Source organism: Streptomyces sp. NPDC096324 (assembly GCF_044763015.1).
GTDB lineage: Bacteria > Actinomycetota > Actinomycetes > Streptomycetales > Streptomycetaceae > Streptomyces.
Genome location: NZ_JBIWFK010000011.1, coordinates 49578 through 68242, shown reverse-complemented (window position 1 = coordinate 68242; position 18665 = coordinate 49578). Strand labels below are relative to the sequence as shown.

At 71.9% G+C, this 18665-nt stretch carries 13 protein-coding genes; 3 read left to right on the top strand and 10 right to left on the bottom strand.

Features of this window, described 5'->3' with window-relative positions:
• Nucleotides 1-4: 4 nt before the first annotated feature.
• The 4 genes from ACIQ7M_RS28835 to ACIQ7M_RS28820 all read right to left on the bottom strand — a co-directional run bounded on the left by ACIQ7M_RS28835 (nucleotide 5) and on the right by ACIQ7M_RS28820 (nucleotide 6669).
• Nucleotides 5-2023 carry an ATP-dependent DNA helicase gene (locus ACIQ7M_RS28835; RefSeq protein WP_403649853.1) on the bottom strand — a complete coding sequence of 673 codons (2019 nt, stop codon included), beginning with the start codon at nucleotides 2021-2023 and terminating at the stop codon, nucleotides 5-7.
• A 161-nt stretch (nucleotides 2024-2184) separates the two neighbouring features.
• Complete coding sequence (locus tag ACIQ7M_RS28830) at nucleotides 2185-2952, bottom strand: GNAT family N-acetyltransferase (protein ID WP_386983717.1); 768 nt, start codon at nucleotides 2950-2952, stop codon at nucleotides 2185-2187.
• Between the two features lie 62 nt (nucleotides 2953-3014).
• Nucleotides 3015-5066: an IucA/IucC family protein gene (locus tag ACIQ7M_RS28825; protein WP_403649849.1), complete on the bottom strand. Its 2052-nt coding sequence runs from the start codon at nucleotides 5064-5066 to the stop codon at nucleotides 3015-3017.
• A 136-nt stretch (nucleotides 5067-5202) separates the two neighbouring features.
• Nucleotides 5203-6669, bottom strand: a complete 1467-nt coding sequence (locus tag ACIQ7M_RS28820; RefSeq protein WP_403649846.1) for a diaminobutyrate--2-oxoglutarate transaminase family protein — start codon at nucleotides 6667-6669, stop codon at nucleotides 5203-5205.
• Nucleotides 6670-7017: 348 nt separating this feature from the next.
• Between ACIQ7M_RS28820 and ACIQ7M_RS28815 the strand changes: the two genes are divergently transcribed.
• Together ACIQ7M_RS28815 and ACIQ7M_RS28810 are read left to right on the top strand one after the other, a co-directional pair.
• A complete protein-coding gene (locus ACIQ7M_RS28815; protein ID WP_403649843.1) occupies nucleotides 7018-8247 on the top strand; it encodes a trypsin-like serine peptidase in 1230 nt (409 codons plus the stop codon).
• Nucleotides 8248-8364: 117 nt separating this feature from the next.
• Complete coding sequence (locus tag ACIQ7M_RS28810) at nucleotides 8365-9546, top strand: trypsin-like serine peptidase (RefSeq protein ID WP_403649840.1); 1182 nt, start codon at nucleotides 8365-8367, stop codon at nucleotides 9544-9546.
• A 114-nt stretch (nucleotides 9547-9660) separates the two neighbouring features.
• Here ACIQ7M_RS28810 and hflX read toward each other — a convergent pair whose 3' ends face one another.
• The 6 genes from hflX to miaA all read right to left on the bottom strand — a co-directional run bounded on the left by hflX (nucleotide 9661) and on the right by miaA (nucleotide 18254).
• Entirely contained in the window at nucleotides 9661-11157 is a 1497-nt protein-coding gene (gene hflX / locus ACIQ7M_RS28805) for a GTPase HflX (RefSeq protein WP_355763220.1), read from the bottom strand.
• Between the two features lie 318 nt (nucleotides 11158-11475).
• On the bottom strand, nucleotides 11476-12972 hold the full coding sequence (locus tag ACIQ7M_RS28800; protein WP_355763222.1) for a M1 family metallopeptidase: 1497 nt from the start codon (nucleotides 12970-12972) through the stop codon (nucleotides 11476-11478).
• A 278-nt stretch (nucleotides 12973-13250) separates the two neighbouring features.
• Nucleotides 13251-15470: an HD domain-containing protein gene (locus ACIQ7M_RS28795; protein WP_355763225.1), complete on the bottom strand. Its 2220-nt coding sequence runs from the start codon at nucleotides 15468-15470 to the stop codon at nucleotides 13251-13253.
• 259 nt (nucleotides 15471-15729) lie between these two features.
• A complete protein-coding gene (dapF, locus tag ACIQ7M_RS28790; protein WP_355763228.1) occupies nucleotides 15730-16599 on the bottom strand; it encodes a diaminopimelate epimerase in 870 nt (289 codons plus the stop codon).
• 68 nt (nucleotides 16600-16667) lie between these two features.
• Nucleotides 16668-17207 carry a hypothetical protein gene (locus ACIQ7M_RS28785; protein ID WP_355763251.1) on the bottom strand — a complete coding sequence of 180 codons (540 nt, stop codon included), beginning with the start codon at nucleotides 17205-17207 and terminating at the stop codon, nucleotides 16668-16670.
• Nucleotides 17208-17315: 108 nt separating this feature from the next.
• Nucleotides 17316-18254: a tRNA (adenosine(37)-N6)-dimethylallyltransferase MiaA gene (miaA, locus tag ACIQ7M_RS28780; RefSeq protein ID WP_355763231.1), complete on the bottom strand. Its 939-nt coding sequence runs from the start codon at nucleotides 18252-18254 to the stop codon at nucleotides 17316-17318.
• 182 nt (nucleotides 18255-18436) lie between these two features.
• Between miaA and ACIQ7M_RS28775 the strand changes: the two genes are divergently transcribed.
• On the top strand, nucleotides 18437-18658 hold the full coding sequence (locus ACIQ7M_RS28775; RefSeq protein ID WP_355763234.1) for a hypothetical protein: 222 nt from the start codon (nucleotides 18437-18439) through the stop codon (nucleotides 18656-18658).
• The last annotated feature ends 7 nt before the right edge of the window (nucleotides 18659-18665 follow it).

The window sequence follows — 18665 nt, the reverse complement described above, 5'->3', positions numbered from 1 at the left end:
GGGGCTACGTGTCCTCTGGGTCTTCCGGTGCCTCGGTGGGCTTCGAGGTGGGCTCCTCGGTCGTCCTGGCCTTCTCGTCGATCGCCGCGAGGGATCTGCGGACCTGGTTCGGGTCCGTGGTGTACCAGAAGTCGGGGAGCGAGGCCTTCAGATAGCTGCCGTAGCGGGCCGTGGCCAGACGCTGGTCCAGCACGGCCACCACACCCCGGTCGCCCGAGGCCCGGACGAGACGGCCGGCGCCCTGGGCCATGAGGAGCGCCGCATGGGTGGCGGCGACGGCCATGAAGCCGTTCCCCCCGTTCTCCTCGACCGCTTTCTGGCGGGCGCTCATCAGCGGGTCGTCGGGGCGCGGGAAGGGGATCTTGTCCATGACGACGAGCTGACAACTGGACCCCGGCACGTCCACGCCCTGCCACAGCGAGAGCGTGCCGAACAGACAGGTCTTCGGGTCGGCCGCGAAGTTCTTGATCAGCTCACCGAGCGTCTCCTCGCCCTGGAGCAGGATCGGGAACTCGGGGATACGGGTCCGCAGCTCCTCCGCCGCGAGCTGGGCCGCGCGCATCGAGGAGAACAGACCGAGCGTACGGCCGCCGGCGGCCTGGATCAGCTCGGTGAGTTCGTCGAGCATGTCCCCCCGGTCGGCGTCCCGCGCGGGGCGCGAGAGATGCCGGGCGACGTACAGGATGCCCTGCCGGGGGTAGTCGAACGGCGAGCCGACGTCGACGCCCTTCCACTGCGGGAGGTCGTCACCCTCCGTTCCCTCGGGCGCGAGCCCCATCGACGCTCCCACGCCGTTGAAGTCGCCACCGAGCTTGAGCGTGGCGGACGTCAGGACGACCGAGCGGTCGGCGAACAGCTTCTCCCTCAGGAGCCCGGACACGTTCATCGGCGCGACCCGGAGCGAGGCTCCGAAGCGGTCGTGACGCTCGTACCAGACGACGTCGTACTCGGAGCCGTTGGCGATGCGCTCCGCCACGGCGTGCACGGACTCGACGGACGCCAGTGCCTGCTTCCGCACGGCGTCCTCGTCCTGGACGGACTTGTCACGGGTGGAGCCGAGGGCGGTGATCACCGTACGGGAGGCGTCGCGGAGCGCCATCAGGGCGTACCCGAGGTCCTCCGGGATCTCCTCCAGACGGCCGGGCAGAGCCAGCTCCATCAGGCGTTCGAAGCCCTCGGCGGCGGTCTGGAGCTGGTCGGCGGCCTTCTCGTTGACGAGCTTCGCGGAGCGGCGCACGGCACGGTTGACCTGCCCCGGAGTGAGCTCACCGGTGGCGACGCCGGTGACCCGGGAGACCAGCTCATGGGCCTCGTCGACGATCAGCACCTCGTGCTGCGGCAGGACCGGCGCGCCTTCAATGGCGTCGATCGCGAGCAGCGCGTGGTTGGTCACGACGACCTCGGCGAGCTTGGCCCGCTCGCGGGCCAGCTCGGCGAAGCACTCGGCTCCGTAGGCGCATTTCGTGGCGCCCAGGCACTCCCGGCTGGACACCGACACCTGGCCCCAGGCCCGGTCGGAGACACCGGGGGTGAGGTTGTCCCGGTCGCCCGTCTCGGTCTCGTCCGACCAGTCGCGCAGCCGCAGCAGGTCCTGTCCCAGCTTGCTGGTGGGCGCGGCCGCCTCGAACGGGTCGAAGAGGCCCTCCTCCTCGTCCTGCGGCACGCCCTCGTGCAGGCGGTGCAGGCACAGATAGTTCGACCGGCCCTTCAGCATCGCGAACTCGGGGCGGCGCCGCAGCAGCGGATGCAGCGCGTCGACGGTGCGCGGCAGGTCCCGCTCCACGAGCTGACGCTGGAGCGCCAGGGTGGCGGTCGCCACGACCACCCGCTCGCCGTGCGCGAGCGCGGGAACCAGGTAGCCGAGCGACTTTCCGGTGCCGGTGCCCGCCTGGATGAGCAGGTGGGAGCTGTCGTCGATGGCAGCCGCGACGGCTTCGGCCATCGTCACCTGGCCGGGGCGCTCCGAGCCGCCGACAGCGGTGACGGCAGCATGCAGGAGTTCGGGGAGTGAGGGCTTTGTCATAGCGCTGCCAGCCTACGGGGCGCCAGTGACAACCGAGCGATCAAGGCCGGAACCGAGGGCGTGGTCAAGCCGGGCGCGGGCCGGGGGATCAAGGGATTCGACACGCAGACTCCTGGTCGGTGAACCGGATCGGGCGATCGTCACGTCACTGCGTGACGGGGCTACAACAGATCGCGCAGGGACCGGTCCCGGATCATGAGGGCCGCCCTCTTGTCCGGCAGATCGACCTCGGCGGAGAAGCGGAAGCCCGCGCTGAGGAACGCGGACACGGAGGGGGTGTTGCGGAGGTCGGGTTCCGCGACGACCCGGGCGCAGGACGGTCGCTTGTCCAGTACATGGTCGGCGACGGCTCTGAGGAGGGTGGAGCCGAGGCCTCTCCCGCGGTCGGCCACACCGCCGACGAGGAGGTGGATCCCGGTGTCGTGGGGCCGGGCGGGGTAGTGGCGTGCCAGGAGATCGAGGTCCGCGCGGTAGATCTCCCAGTAGCTCATCGGGGTGCCGTCGAGCACGCCGAGGCACGGGACGCTGCGTCCGTCGCCGTCGAGCTGCCGGAGCACGTGGTCCTCGACCACGGACTCGGGTCCCGCCAGCTCCCAGAACTCCGCGACGGCGGGGTCGTTCATCCAGCGGTGGACGAGGGCCAGGTCGCGGCCGGGACGCACCGGGACGAGCTGGAGGACGCCCGCGGGTGTCTTGGCCGGCCCCCAGCCGCCGACGCGGTCGAGCAGATCGCCCCCGTCCGGCGTCCTGTCCGCGGCCCCTTCCCGAGATCTGCCCGGAACGCCTTCCGGAGCCCCTTCCGCGGTCTCGTCCCCCGATCCCAGGCCCTCCGCGAACAGGGCGATCAGTTCGTCGGAAAGGCGCAGGTCGAGCGTGTCCTCGCAGTCCGTGCCGGTGCCGGGTTCGGTGCTCTCATCGGTGGGAGGCACGACGACGCTCCTCTCGGGAGACGGGGTTGGTCATGTTCCCCAGGGATGAGGGGAGCCGGACATCAGGAATGGAGGGGGTTGGCGATGGTGACGTAGACGGACTGGGTGTCGACCGGACCGACGAGTTCGTCGAGGCCGTGCAGCCGGGTCAGCAGGTTGGCCTTGCAGCGCAGGACGGGCGAGTCGAGCAGCAGGGCGGGCAGCGGGGTCCGCAGCCGGGCCGGGCCGTTGATCACGCCGCCGAGGAAGCGCCGGAACGCGGCGAGCAACAGGGCCTCGTCGGCGAGCCGTTGGGAGCCGAAGGCGCCGATGAGACCGAACACGTTGTTGATGGCCAGGTAGTAGGCGAAGCGTTCGTCGGTGACCTCGTCGGAGACGAAGGTGTCGCTGTGCGCGCCGATGCCGGGCAGCCGGTGGTCGAGTTCGGCACGCCGGGACTCGCGGAAGTAGTAGCCCTGGTTGTCCCGGTAGCGGCCGCCCACGGGCCAGCCGTCCGCGTCCAGCAGGAGCAGGGTGTTCTGCTGGTGCGCCTCAAGGGCGATGCCCGCCTCGCTGTCCAGCCAGAGCACGGGACGGACGACCTGTTCGAGATAGCGCAGGAACCATTCGGTGGCGACGGCGCCGCGCGGGCGGCCGGTCCGGCCCGCGAGCCCGGTGACGACCTCGGTGAGCCGGGAGCTCATGAAGGGGCCGCGCTCGGCCGGGCTGTGCGTGCCCAGGCGTGCGTACGGCCGGGGTGAGACCAGCCCGGCGACGCAGCCGACGTCGTCCGTCGGCGCGAACGGGTTGTGGCGGATCATCACGTCGAGCCCGGACAGCGGATTGCCGTCCCGGTCGTCGACGGCGAGCCAGGACGGGTCGCGGACGATGTCGAAGCCGGGATGGACCGACTGCCACTGCTCGAACAGGCCGCCGCGCAGCAGACGGTGGACCTCGGCGCCGCGGTGGAGTTCCTTGCGGAGGTTCTCACGACGGGAGTTGGTGATGCGCAGGCCCAACGACAGTTTCAGCATCGCGGGGGCACCGGAGCGGTAGACGGTGCGGACGGAGGAGGTGGGGTGCCAGGGCGTGCCGTGCGGGCCCAGGTCGCGGAGGAGCCCGGCATCCAGCAGGGCCGCGGTCTCGGGACGCTGCCCGACCTCGCGCATCTGCCAGGGGTGCAGGGGCAGTACGGCGGAACAGCCCTCGGGGAGGGCCAGTCCGGGCCCGGCCAGTCGCAGGGTGAGCTGCTCCGCCGAGACGGGCCGGCCGCGCTCCGTCCACGCCGAGTCGGATGCCAGCACCGAGGGGGCGACCGCCATCCAGTGCAGCGGGAAGGAGCCGCGCAGCTCGGGTGAGTAGAGCCTGCCTTCCGTTTCGGAGAGGCCGTCGCGCCCCTTGGGCGTCGGGTGCAGGGGGTGGCCGAGGAGGAGCGCCTGCTCCGCGGCGAGGAAGTGGTCGGACGGGTCGGCGGGATGCTCCCTGCGGTCCCGGATGAACACGGCGGTGCGCCGGACCGAGTCCGCGACGCGGCCGACGAGGTCGGCGCCTTCACCGGCCGGACTGTCCACGTGCCGGGCGTCGGCTTCGCCCGCTGCCCCTCCCCCTCCCCCTGCCCCTGCCCCTGCCCCTGCCTCCGGAGCGTCGGACGGCGCCGCGTGAAGCGTCTCCGCGGCCGGTGTTCCCGGGGCTGTCTGCCGTGCGAGGAGGGCCGCCACGGTGACCGCGTCGACGGACGGCGCCTGTTGGGGCGCTCCGGCGAGGCGGGGAAGCCCGAAGCGGTGCCAGCCGGAGGGGGACCAGTGGCGAACGGGAACCAGCAGGGCCGCTCCGCTGGCGGGCAGTGCGATGCGCAGGGTGCCGTCGTCGGGGGCGGCCAGGTCGTTCTCCCGTACCCAGCAGCGCAGCAGATTCTCGACGGCCGCCGCCTGCGCCGCCGTCCGGGTGTCGGGGTGGTCGAGCAGGTCCAGCAGACCCAGCGGGTCCACGGTGGGCCGGCCCGGCCGTTCGGGCGCCGGGGCCGCGTCCGTCTGCCGGGGAACGGACTCCGGTGCGGGCGGGTGCGGGGCCGGTACGGCGACGGCCGTCCGCTCGTACGGGGAGGGAGGGCTGTCGGGTACGGGGGTGGTGTTCACGAGGAGTTCCTTGCGGGTCGTTCGGGCTCGTGCGGCGACGGGACCGGGCCGGAGCCGGGGTGCGTCGGGGCTCTTGGCGTTCCTGGTCGATCGGTGGGGCGGGCGGCGAGGCGGTGATCGCCGAGGGACCGGGCCGTCACTCGGGACCGACGGCACCCCGCGCCCCGTCCCTACCGGGTCTCCGGTCCTCCGGGGCCGTCGCGCTCACCGCGCTCACCGCGTCCGCGAGGCGGTCGAGCACGGCGGACGCCTGTTCGTCGCTGATCGTCAGGGGTGGAAGGAGCCGTACGACGCTCGACCGGCGGCCCCCGAGTTCCACGATCAGACCTCGGCGCAGGCACTCCCGCTGGACGGCGGCCGCGAGTTCGGGGGCGGCGGGACGTGGACCGTCGGGGGTGCGATGCGGGGGCCCTTCGGGGTCGACGAGTTCGAGGCCGATCATCAGACCGCGACCGCGTACGTCCCCGACGCACGGGAACTCCGAGGCGAGCGAGCGCAACTGGTCCAGCATGCGGGCCCCGACGGTCGCCGCGCGTTCGGCGAGGCCGTGCTCGCGGACGTAGGCCAGGGTGGCCGTGCCGGCGGCCATGGCCAGTTGGTTGCCGCGGAAGGTGCCGGCGTGGGCGCCGGGCTCCCAGACGTCGAGGTCGTCGCGGTAGACGACGACGGCCAGGGGCAGGCTGCCGCCGATGGCCTTGGACAGCACCATCACGTCCGGGGTGATCCCGCTGTGTTCCACGGCCCAGAAGGCGCCGGTCCGGCCCACTCCCGTCTGGACCTCGTCCACGATCAGCGGGATGGACCGGGCCTCGGTGATCTCGCGCATCCGCCGTGTCCAGGCGTCCGGCGCGGGAATGACCCCGCCCTCGCCCTGGACGGGTTCGAGGATCATCCCGGCGGGGTGCCGCACACCCGACTTGGTGTCGTCGAGGAGGGACTCGGTCCAGCGCGCGGAGAGTTCGGCGCCGTGCTCACCGCCGATACCGAACGGGCAGCGGTAGTCCTGCGGATAGGGCAGGCGCGCGACCCGTACGTCGGTCGCGCCGCCGGACGCTTCGAGCGCCCCCGCGGTCATCCCGTGATAGGCGCCGGTGAACGCGAGCATGCCGGTGCGGCCGGTCGCCGCGCGCACCAGCTTGAACGCGGCTTCCACGGCGTCCGTCCCGGCCGGTCCGCAGAACTGGACCCGCGCGCGCTCGGCGAACCGCGGGGGAAGACTGCGGAACAGCTCGGTGGTGAACGCGTCCTTGACCGGTGTCGCGAGGTCCAGGACGTGCAGGGGCGCGCCCGAGTCGAGGACCTTTCTGATCGCTTCGAGGACGACGGGGTGGTTGTGCCCGAGGGCCAGGGTCCCGGCTCCGGAGAGGCAGTCGAGATAGCGGCGCCCGTCGGCGCCCTCGATCGTCAGCCCGCGCGCCCGTACGGGAACGATCGGCAGGGCGCGCGCGTACGTACGAGCCGCCGACTCGCGCGCCGACTGGCGCCGCAGAATGCCCTCGTGCGCGGCGCGCGCCCGCTCGGCCGCTCCGGCGCCGGTGTCCCGCGCCCCCTCGGCTTCCCCTGGCGCTCCCACCGGCACCACCGCTGACTCGGTCACGGCCACGACTTCAGGTCCTCCCGCTGTTCAGAGGCGAGTTGGCAGGAGGGTCCGGACGCAGGCGGCAGGCCCCCCGTACGTACCAACGACGCCGGTCGCGTTGGGAAGCGGGTGGATTCGGGGTTCCTTACCGGTTCTTTGCCGGGGAGGATCGGCGCGCCAACTGGTGACCCTCCGTCAGAACGTGGCGGTGCGGCGGACCCGCGCCCCCGTAGCTGAACCGTTGCCGTTCCGTCGGGCGTCCCGCACAGCGACCGCATAGTCTGTGATGCCGTTCGGCCGTGCCGGACACACCGCTCGGGCGCCTGCAGACGCACCGCACAGTTCCCATACGTTCAGGGGGAGTCACCCACCATGCGATCCATACGCCCGCACTTCGCCGCCCGTCGAGGCAGGAGCGCGCGCCGCCGACCGTCCCCCGTCCTGGCGGCCGTCGGCCTCGCCGCGGCCCTGTCGCTGACGGCCACCGCCTGCGACTCGGGCAGCGACACGGCGAGCGGTGAGCCGACCGCCTCCGCTTCCCAGGGCGGTGACGGAAAGATCCAGATCCCGGACGACATCAAGAACAAGCTCAAAGAGCACGGCATCGATGTCGACAAGTGGAAGAAGGGCGCCTGGAAGAACTGGGACAAGGACGAGTGGCTGCGCCAGGCCGACGATTTCATCAACCCGATCATCAAGGACCTCTGGGACCCGGCCCGCATGCGCGGCGCGGACGACCCGGACAAGAACAAGGGCGTGGACGACGCCGACCTGAGCGGTGACCAGGGCGTCACCGACCCGGAACCGGCCCCGGTGACGGCGCAGGCCGTGAAGCCGTCGTACCACGCCAACGTGCCCGTGGCGGGCAAGGTGTTCTTCGACGCCCCCGAGGGCACGATGGTCTGCTCGGCGACGGTGGTCGAGGATCCGGCGCACCCGGGCAAGTCCAACCTCGTGTGGACCGCGGGCCACTGTGTACACGCCGGCAAGAAGGGCGGCTGGTACCGCAACATCGCCTTCGTGCCCTCGTACAACGACCAGGGCCGGACGGAGGCGCAGTTGGCAAGCGCCCCGCGCGAGGAGGTCGCTCCGTACGGTGTCTGGTGGAGCGACTGGGCGCAGACCTCGGACCAGTGGATCGAGCGGGGTGGTTCCACGGGCGGCCAGGGGGCGTCGTACGACTACGCGGTGCTGCACGTGACGCCGGAGAAGGGCAGCGGCGGCAAGTCCCTTGAGGAGACGGTGGGTTCGGCGCTGCCGGTGAACTTCAACGCTCCGGCCGTACCCAAGGTGTCCGGCATCACGGCCACCGGATACCCGGCGGCGGCGCCGTTCGACGGCCAGAAGCTGTACCAGTGCACGGACAAGCCGAGCCGGCTCTCGGTCGCCCAGTCCGACCCGACGATGTACCGCATCGGCTGCACGATGACCGGTGGCTCCTCGGGCGGTGGCTGGGTGGCCACGGGTTCCGACGGCAAGCCGGCCCTGGTGTCCAACACCTCCATCGGACCGGTCAAGTTCGGCTGGCTGGCGGGTCCGCGGCTGGGCGACGTGGCCAAGGGCGTGTACGACTCGGTGAGCGCGAAGTTCGCCGGGCGGTGACGCGCGAGACGTGACACGTCCGGGCGGGCGCGGGAGGCCATGGCGGGGGATTCCCCGGAGAGCCGCCCGCGCCCGGCCGGCACGGAGACAGGGATTCGACCGGGGGGTACGAAACCAATGGGAAAGTCAGGACAGCGTCGCAGGGTCCTCGCCGCCGGCCTCATGGCCGCCCTGGCACTGGCCGCGACGGCCTGCGGCACCGGTGACGACCGGGCGGACGGCGGGTCCTCCGCCACCGCGTCGCGGGGGACGGCGAGCGGCGACGACAAGATCGAGATTCCGGACGCCGTCAAGGACCGGCTCAAGGAACACGGGATCGACGTCGACCAGTGGAAGGACGGCGCCTGGAAGGACTGGGACAAGGACCGGTGGCTCGGTGAGGCCGAGGACTTCGTCAATCCGGTGATCGACGGACTGTGGAAGCCCGAGCGGATGAAGTCCGCGAAGGACCCGGCCAAGACGGTCTCCGTGCGGGACGCGGCGGCCGACCAGGGCGTCAGCGACCCCGAGCCGGCTCCCGTCGACGCGCGGGCCGAGCGGACTCCGTACCACGAGTACGCCGCCCCGGTCGGGAAGGTCTTCTTCGATTCCCCCGAGGGCTCGATGGTCTGCTCGGGCACGGTCGTCAAGGACGTGAACCACCCCGGCAGATCCAACCTCGTGTGGACCGCGGGCCACTGTGTACACGCCGGCAGGAACGGCGGCTGGTACCGCAACATCGCCTTCGTGCCCTCCTACAACGACCAGGGCAGGTCCGAGGCGCGGCTCGCCGGTGCCGGCGCCGCGGAGATCGCGCCGTACGGCCAGTGGTGGGCGGACTGGGCCTCGACCTCCGACGAGTGGATCTCCGGCGGGGACGAGACGGGCGGCGCGGGCGCCCCGTACGACTACGCGGTCCTGCACGTGAAGCCGGAGCAGGGCGGCAAGTCGCTGGAGGAGACCGTCGGCAACGCGCTGGACGTGGACTTCTCCGCGCCGTCCGCCCAGGACGCCGGCACGGTGGGCGCCTGGGGCTACCCGGCCGCGCCGCCGTACGACGGACTGAGCATGTTCAAGTGCGTCGACACACCCGGCCGCCTCTCCCTGAGCCCGGCCATGCCCACGATGTACCGCATCGGCTGCACCATGACGGGCGGTTCGTCCGGCGGCGGCTGGTTCCGGGTCGTCGACGGCAGGACCGAACTCGTCTCCAACACCTCGATCGGCCCGGCCGCGCACACCTGGCTGGCCGGACCGCAGCTGGGCAAGGGGGCTCAGGCGCTCTACCAGCGGATGAGCGAGGAGTACGGCGGCCGGTAGGCGGATCCGTCCGCCGATTCGGACCTCGCGCACGCGGGTACGGCGAAGGCCCGCCCCCTCGGGAGGGGGCGGGCCTTCGTGCGGGCGGCCACGCGGACGGGCCGGCCGGTTGTACTAGCGGAGCGCCGGCGCCGGTACGTACGGTGCGAGGTCCGCCGCCAGCTCCTCGTGGACCCTCACCTTGAGCAGGGTGCCCTCCGCGGTGTGCTCCTCGGAGATCACCTCGCCCTCGGTGTGGGCGCGGGCGACCAGCTTGCCGTGCGTGTACGGAACGAGCGCCTCGACCTCGACCGAGGGGCGCGGCAGCTCGTTGTCGATCAGCGCGAGCAGTTCCTCCATGCCCTGGCCCGTGCGCGCCGAGACGGCGATGGAACGCTTCTCGATGCGCAGCAGACGCTGGAGCACCAGCGGGTCCGCCGCGTCCGCCTTGTTGATCACCACGATCTCGGGCACCTTGGTCGCGCCGACGTCGGTGATGACCTCGCGGACCGCGGCGAGCTGCTCCTCCGGTGCCGGGTGCGAACCGTCCACGACGTGCAGGATCAGGTCGGAGTCGCCGACCTCCTCCATGGTGGAGCGGAACGCCTCGACCAGGTGGTGCGGCAGGTGGCGCACGAATCCGACCGTGTCGACCAGCGTGTACAGCCGCCCGCTCGGGGTCTCGGCCCGGCGCACGGTCGGGTCGAGGGTCGCGAACAGCGCGTTCTCGACGAGGACGCCCGCGCCCGTGAGGCGGTTGAGCAGGGACGACTTGCCGGCGTTGGTGTAGCCGGCGATGGCGACCGAGGGCACCTTGTTGCGGCGGCGCTCCTGGCGCTTGATCTCGCGGCCGGTCTTCATCTCCGCGATCTCCCGGCGCATCTTCGCCATCTTCTCGCGGATGCGGCGCCGGTCCGTCTCGATCTTCGTCTCACCGGGACCACGGGTGGCGAGGCCGCCGCCCTTGCCGCCGCCCATCTGACGGGACAGCGACTGACCCCAGCCTCGCAGCCTCGGCAGCATGTACTGCATCTGCGCGAGCGCCACCTGCGCCTTGCCCTCACGGGACTTGGCGTGCTGGGCGAAGATGTCGAGGATCAGGGCCGTACGGTCGATGACCTTGACCTTGACGACGTCCTCGAGGTGGATGAGCTGGCCGGGGCTCAGTTCACCGTCGCAGATCACGGTGTCGGCGCCGGTCTCGATCACGATGTCCCGGAGCTCGTTGGCCTTGCCGGAACCGATGTACGTGGCCGCGTCGGGCTTGTCGCGGCGCTGGACGACGCCGTCGAGCACGAGCGCTCCCGCGGTCTCCGCGAGTGCGGCCAGCTCGGCCAGCGAGTTGTCCGCGTCCCGGATGGTCCCCGAGGTCCAGACACCGACGAGGACGACCCGCTCCAGGCGGAGCTGTCGGTACTCGACCTCGGTGACGTCCTCGAGCTCGGTGGAGAGGCCCGCCACACGGCGCAGGGCCGCGCGCTCGGAGCGTTCGAACTGCTCGCCGTCCCGGTCTCCGTCGATCTCGTGGCTCCAGGCGACGTCCTCTTCCATCAGGGCATCGGCCCGAAGACCTTCGGGGTAGTTCTGCGCGGAAGTCTGCGCGTCCTGGGAAGGGGAAGAAGAGGAGGTCATTGGATCCTTACGTAGATGGGGAGAGCCGCGGGCCGACGCATGCCGCCCGTCACAAGGAACAACGTGCGTGACCACCGGGAGATTCCCGGTTCCGGCCGGGCCGACACTCCGAAGGGGCGGCGCCGCCGGCTCGAAGATGGTCGCACGGCACGGTACGGCGCGTCACGCGACTTATCGTGACCCCCCGGCCACCCCCGCAGACCCCCTGGAGATCACCGGACACCCGCGGACATCGCTGCCCGCGGGGTGCCGCGTCCGCCCGGTCCCGGCGCTCCGGGGCGCTTCCGTCGCCCCGGTGTCCCCGGCCGGGGGGCTCGCTCACGTGTGCTTGCCCGCCTTCGGGGCGTCGCTCTTCCAGTCCGGGTGCCCCGGCATGGGGGGTGTCTTCGCGGCATACAGCCACGCCTTGAAGAAGCCGCTCAGATCACGCGCGGCGACGGCCGAGGCAAGGTCCACGAAGTCGGCCGTCGAGGCCACGCCGTCGCGGTTGACGCTCACCCATGTGCGCTCCAGGCGCTCGAAGTCCCTGTGCCCGATCTCCTGGCGCAGGGCGTAGAGGGCCAGGGCCGCGCCGTCGTAGACGTTCGGCCGGAAGATGCTGATCTTCTGGCCGGGCTTGGGTCCCTTGGGCCGGGCGGGCGGGCCGCCCGTGGCACGCCAGGAGTCGGACAGCCGGTAGGCGGCCTTCATCCGCTTCTCCATGGGCTTGTGCGCCTTCTCCTCGGCGTACAGGGCTTCGTACCAGGTGGCATGTCCTTCGTTCAGCCACACGTCGGACCAGGTGCGGGGGCTGACGCTGTCGCCGAACCACTGGTGCGACAGTTCGTGCACCATGATCGAGTCGACGTACCACTTCGGGTAGGCGGGCTGGGTGAAGAGTTCCTTCTCGAAGAGCGACAGCGTCTGGGTCTCCAGCTCGAAGCCGGTCTGGGCCTGGGCCATCAGCAGCCCGTAGGTCTCGAAGGGGTACCGTCCGACCTTGCTCTCCATCCAGGCGATCTGGCCGGGAGTCTTGCGCAGCCACGGTTCGAGCGCCGCGCGGTCGGCGCTGGGAACCACGTCCCGTACGGGAAGGCCGTGCGGCCCCTCCCGGTGCAGCACGGCGGAGCGTCCGATCGACACCTGCGTCAGCTCCGTGGCCATGGGGTGCTGGGTCCGGTACGTCCAGGTCGTGGCCCCGCGGGCACGGCGGGTGCCCGCGGGGAGACCGTTGGCGACGACCGTGTACCGGTCGGGGGCCGTGACGCGGATGGTGAACAGGGCCTTGTCGGAGGGGTGGTCGTTGCAGGGGTAGACCAGGTGCGCGGCATCGGCCTGGCCGGCCATCGCGAGCCCGTCCTTGGTCCGTACCCAGCCGCCGTCCTGGCCCTTCGCGCTCACCGGGTCGCTGGTGTGCCGGACGGTGATGCGCAGCGGGCTCCCGGCGAACAGGGGTTCGTCCGGTGTCACCACCAGATCCTCACCCGCCTGGGTGAAGCGGGCGGGGGTTCCGTCGATGTCGACCGACCGGACGCTTCCGTGCGCGAAGTCGAGGTTGAGGCGGTCCAGCGTCTCGGTGGTGACGGCGTCGATCGTGGTGACGGCCGTGAGGGGCTTGTCGTTGCTGCCGGGGTAGGTGAAGTGGAGGTCGTACGACTCGACGTCGTACCCGGGGTTGCCGAGGGTGGGGAAGAGGCGGTCGCCGACCCCCAGGGGTCCGGCCGGGTCCGGGGCGCTCGCGGCGATCAGGCAGACGGAGACGGCCGAGGCGAGCAGGGCCGCGGTGACGCGGCGGCTCCTCGGGCGTGCGGGCGTGGGGGTGGGGGTGTGCGACATGGACCACGGCTACCAGCGCGCACCTCCTCGGCGCCGCCGACTCGCATCCGTCCCACCCGAACGGGTGGTTCCCGGGACGCATCGGTGCCGGTCCGGAACCTGCCGCCCCGAACACCGAGACCCGGCCCCATCAGGACGCCGACGCCCGGTCCGCGGGACCGGCCCGCCCGAACGCCGGTGTCCGGTCCACCGGGCTGCCGTCGTCCGGCCCCCCGGACACCTTGTCCGTACCCCCGGACACCTTCGCCCGACCCGCCGGCGAGCCCGCCGGCACCCGACTACTGGGGCGACGGCGTCGGATGCTGAGGGCGGCTCACGTCGTACACGCCGGGTACGTTGCGCATCGCGCGCATCAGGGCGGGGAGGTCGGCCGCGTCCGGGAGTTGGAGCGTGTACGTGTGGCGTACGCGCTGCTGGCTCGGGGGTTCGACCGTCGCGGAGACGATGGCGACCCCCTCCGCCGCGATGGCCTCGGTGAGGTCGGCGAGCAGGTGCGGGCGCCCGAACGACTCGGCGACCAGGGTGACGCGGCACTCGGTGGTGTCGCCCCAGCGCACTCCCACCTCCGGGCGCCCGGCGCTCTTCATGCGGGCCGCTCCGGCGCACTCGACGCGATGCACGGTGACCACTCCCCCGCGGACGGCGAAGCCGGTCACCTCGTCGGGCGATACGGGGGTACAACAGCCGGCCATGCGTACGGACACGCCGGGCAGGTCGGCGACGGCACTCGCGGGACGGACGGCCTGGGTCTCGGCGGTGCGGGCGGCCTGCGCCTCGGCGGAGCGGGCCGGGGCCGCGGCGGACGGCCGGGGTCCGGTGGCGGAGGCCTTGGCCGCCTCCTCGTGGCCGGGGGCGGGGTGAGTGGCCATCCAGCGCTGGATGGCGATCCGCGCGGCGGGCGTGTGCGCGTGATCCAGCCACTCCCTGGACGGCTCGGAGGCGGGGTCCTGACCCATGAGGAGCTGAACGGTGTCGCCGTCCCTCAGGACCGTACTCAGCGTCGCCAGACGGCCGTTGACGCGGGCGCCGATGCAGGCGTGCGCGTCCTCGCCGTACTGCGCGTACGCCGCGTCGACGCAACTGGCGCCCTCCGGAAGGCCGAGCGAGCCTCCGTCGGCACGGAAGACGGTGATCTCCCGGTCCTGGGCGAGGTCTTCGCGCAGCGTCGACCAGAAGGTGTCCGGGTCGGGCGCGCCCTGCTGCCAGTCGAGCAGCCGGGACAGCCAGCCGGGGCGGGTGGGGTCGGCGCGCTCGCCGTCGAAGGGGCGCTCGCCCGAGCCGTCCGGCTGTTCCTCCGACGGCGGCGCGTAGGGATTGCCGAGCGCGATGACTCCGGCCTCGGCGACCTTGTGCATCTGGTGGGTGCGGATGAGGACTTCGGCGACCTGGCCGTCGCCGCGGGTGACGGCCGTGTGCAGCGACTGGTAGAGGTTGAACTTGGGGACGGCGATGAAGTCCTTGAACTCCGAGACCACCGGGGTGAGACAGGTGTGGAGTTCGCCGAGGACCCCGTAGCAGTCGGCGTCCTCGTTCACGAGGACCAGCAGGCGTCCGAAGTCGGCGCCGCGCATCGGGCCGCGTTTGCGCGACACCCGGTGCACGGAGACGAAGTGCCTCGGCCTTATGAGGACTTCGGCCTGGATCCCGGCGTCGCGCAGGACCGCGCGTACCTCCTCGGCGATCTCCGCGAGGGGGTCGCCGTCGCGGTTCGCGTTCTCGGAGATGAGCTCCCGGGTGTGCTCGTACTCCTCGGGGTGCAGGATCGCGAAGACGAGGTCTTCCAGTTCGGTCTTGAGCGCCTGGACACCGAGACGCTCGGCGAGCGGGATGAGCACGTCCCGGGTCACCTTGGCGATGCGCGCCTGTTTCTCGGGGCGCATGACACCGAGGGTCCGCATGTTGTGCAGCCGGTCCGCGAGTTTGATCGACATGACCCGGACGTCGTTGCCCGTGGCGACCAGCATCTTGCGGAAGGTCTCCGGTTCGGCGGCGGCGCCGTAGTCGACCTTCTCCAGTTTGGTCACACCGTCGACGAGGTAGCAGACCTCGTCGCCGAACTCCTCCCGGACCTGATCGAGCGTCACTTCCGTGTCCTCGACGGTGTCGTGGAGCAGGGAGGCGGTCAACGTCGTCGTCTCGGCGCCGAGTTCGGCGAGGATCAGGGTCACCGCCAGCGGGTGGGTGATGTACGGCTCGCCGCTCTTGCGCATCTGGCCGCGGTGCGAGGACTCCGCGAGGACCCACGCCCGGCGCAGGGGCTCCAGTTTGGCGTCGGGGTGGTGCGCGCGGTGGGCCTCGGCCACATGACCGATCGCGTCGGGCAGCCGGTCGCGGGCCGCGGGCCCGAGCAGTGCGGCCCGCCCCAGCCGGCGCAGGTCGATCCGGGGCCGGGCCTTCTTGCGGTGCGCCGGGGGCACCTCCGGCTCCAGAGACGCCGAACGCCGGCTGGCGGGCGTAACGGGGCCTGGCGTCGCGGGATTCGTCGCCTCCGCACTCATGGGCACCTCCGGCTGCGTCAGACCGGCGGACGGGTGCCCCATGGCGTATTCGGCTCAGGGGATGGTGTCGATCCCCCGTCCGGGCCGGTGCTTGATGCTACCGACCCCACCACGCCCGGCTGACCGCCTCTCGCCGAGCGTGAAACGGATCACCCATTCGAGCGAAGGTTTTGGGGTTTACGGTTTCGATTTTCTGGAATGGACGGCAAGGACGTACGACATCCGTCCAGTGCGGCTCGGTGCGGGGCGTCCGTGCGGCTCAGCGCCGCGCGCCGTCCAGCCACTCCGCGTCGATCTCGCCCTCGGCGACGATGACGGCGGGGCCCGTCATCTCGATCTCGCCGTCGGCGTGCTCGGTGATGACGAGGCGTCCGCCGGGCACGTCGACGGTGTACGTCGCCGGAGTGCCGGTCACGGCGGGGTCGGCGTTGTCGCGGCGGGCGGTGGCGACGGCCACGGCGCACGCGCCCGTGCCGCAGGAGCGGGTCTCGCCCGAGCCGCGTTCGTGGACCCGCAGGGCGACATGGCGCGGCCCCCGGTCGACGACGAACTCGACGTTGACCCCGTCCGGGTAGGCCGACGCCGGGGCGAACGGCGGCGGGGTGAACAGGTCGCCGGCGTGCGCGAGGTCGTCCACGAAGGCGACCGCGTGCGGGTTGCCCATGTTCACGTTGCGCGCGGGCCAGCTCCGCCCGCCGACGCTCACCGTGACCTCTCCCTCGGGAAGGAGCGCCTTGCCCATGCCGACGGTGATGTCCCCGTCCTTGGCGATGTGGACGGGCTTCACGCCTCCGCGCGTGGCGATCGCGGTGTCGCCCTCGGGAACGAGTCCGGCGCGGTGGAGGTGGTGGGCGAAGACGCGCACGCCGTTGCCGCACATCTCGGCGACCGAGCCGTCGCCGTTGCGGTAGTCCATGAACCACTCCGCCTCGGCCGCCATCCCGGCGGCCTCGGGGTGCGCGGCGGACCGCACGACGTGCAGCAGACCGTCTCCGCCGATGCCCGCGCGGCGGTCGCACAGGGCGGCGACGGCGGCGGGAGGCAGGTCGATGACGTTCTCGGGGTCCGGGATGATCACGAAGTCGTTCTCGGTCCCGTGGCCCTTGAGGAAGGCGATCCGCGTGCTCATTCCTCGATCGTACGGGGTCACGACGACGGCCCCGCCGCGCGGTGCGGGTACCGGGAGGGCACCCGGGGTCAGCGAAGTCGGGCCACGCGTCCCACGGCGAGCACGGCCACCGCGGCGACGATCACCACGTACGCGAGGACCACCCGCCAGTCGGGGCGTCGGCCGGAGCCGCGCGGCGGGAGGCCGGGCAGTGTGTAGCCGACCCGGCGGGCGGCCATCATGCCCCAGCCCGCGGCGCACAGGCAGATCAGCAGCCCGAGCATGGCGACCACGGCACCGCCGTCACCGAACTCGAAGGCGAGCGGGAAGGCGAACATCAGGGAGCCCGTCGCGCCCAGCGCCACGATGGGCGCGAGCTGCCAGATGCGCAGCAGACGCTGCGGTCGCAGCTCGACCTCGACCTCCGGCTCCGGGGACATCTCGCCGGGGCCGGGGCCGTCGGCGATCACCCCGCCAGGGGTGTCCTCGGGGCCGTCGGAGCTCAGTCGCTCTCCGCCCAGCTCCGGCTCGACGCCGTGGTCGGCGTCCGGATCGATGCTCAGACGAACTCCGTCCCGATCGGCACCGTACTCGGTGCCGCGTGCAGTGTCGCGAGGGCCGGCCTCCATCGCCACGCGCCCTCCCAAACTCGGACTTCACTGGTCGATCGAAGCTTGATGATGGCACGGCACCGGAGGCCCGGATGACGGCCGGAGCGTCCCGATGCCATGACGTGATCAGGCTGTGACCGGTCGTTCGAGCAACGCCAGTGCGAGTTCCGGGAGTTCTGTGAGATCCGCCGCAGCCCCACTGAGCCAATGCACCCTGGGGTCCCGCCGGAACCATGAATCCTGACGGCGCGCGAAGCGCTTGGTGGCGCGAACGGTCTCGGCGCGGGCCTCGTCCTCGGTGCACTCCCCGGCGAGCGCCGCGAGGACCTGCTGGTATCCGAGCGCGCGGGAGGCGGTGCGCCCGGCGCGCAGGCCCTGTGCGTCCAGCGCGCGCACTTCGTCCACCAGCCCGGCCTCCCACATGCGGTCCACCCGCCGCGCGATGCGCTCGTCGAGCTCGGGGCGGGCCACGTCGACACCGATCTGGAGGGTGTCGTAGACGGATTCGTGGCCGGGCAGGTTGGCGGTGAAGGGCTTGCCGGTGATCTCGATGACCTCGAGCGCGCGGACGATCCGGCGGCCGTTGCTGGGCAGGATCGCCTGGGCGGCCCCGGGGTCGGCCATGGCGAGCCGCGCGTGCAGGGCTCCGGCGCCGCGCAGGGTGAGCTCCTCCTCCAGGCGGGCGCGTACGGCGGGGTCGGTGCCGGGGAACTCCATCTTGTCGACGGCCCCCCGGACGTACAGTCCGGAGCCGCCCACCAGGACGGGCCAGCGCCCCTCGGCGAGCAGCGCGTCGATCCGGGCGCGGGCGAGCCGCTGGTACTCGGCGACGCTGGCGGTGACCGTCACGTCCCAGATGTCCAGGAGGTGGTGCGGGACGCCGCCGCGCTCGGCGGGCGTCAGCTTGGCGGTGCCGATGTCCATTCCGCGATAGAGCTGCATCGAGTCGGCGTTGATGACCTCGCCGCCGAGACGCCTGGCGAGGAAAACGCCCAGATCGGACTTTCCTGCCGCGGTAGGTCCGACGACGGCGATGACCCGGGGTGCGGGAGGTGCGCTGCTCACGGTCCCAGTCTCGCAAACCCCGGGACCACTCCGGCAACGAGCCGCGTGACGCGACGGTTCCGGGTTCGTTCCCTCAAGCGGGGTTCCGGCCGCCGGTTCCGAGGACCGGCGACCCGGGTGACGCAACGGGCCGCACCGGGCGACGCGGAACTTCGCCCTCACGAGTAACGTAAGGAGCTGATATGGGCGTTTTTGAACGGCTTCTCCGGAGGTCGAAGGCCACCGAGGAGGAACCGGCCGTCGAAGCGCGAGTGGCCGTGGAGGCCGAGGGTTCGTCCGGGGACGAGGGCGAGACGACGGCGGGCGACGCCGGCACCGCCACCGCGGAGGACGTCGGCATCCCCAGGCAGCAGACGCCGGAAGAGGCCGCGGACCACGAGGCCGGCAAGGGCTCCCGCACATAACTGTCCC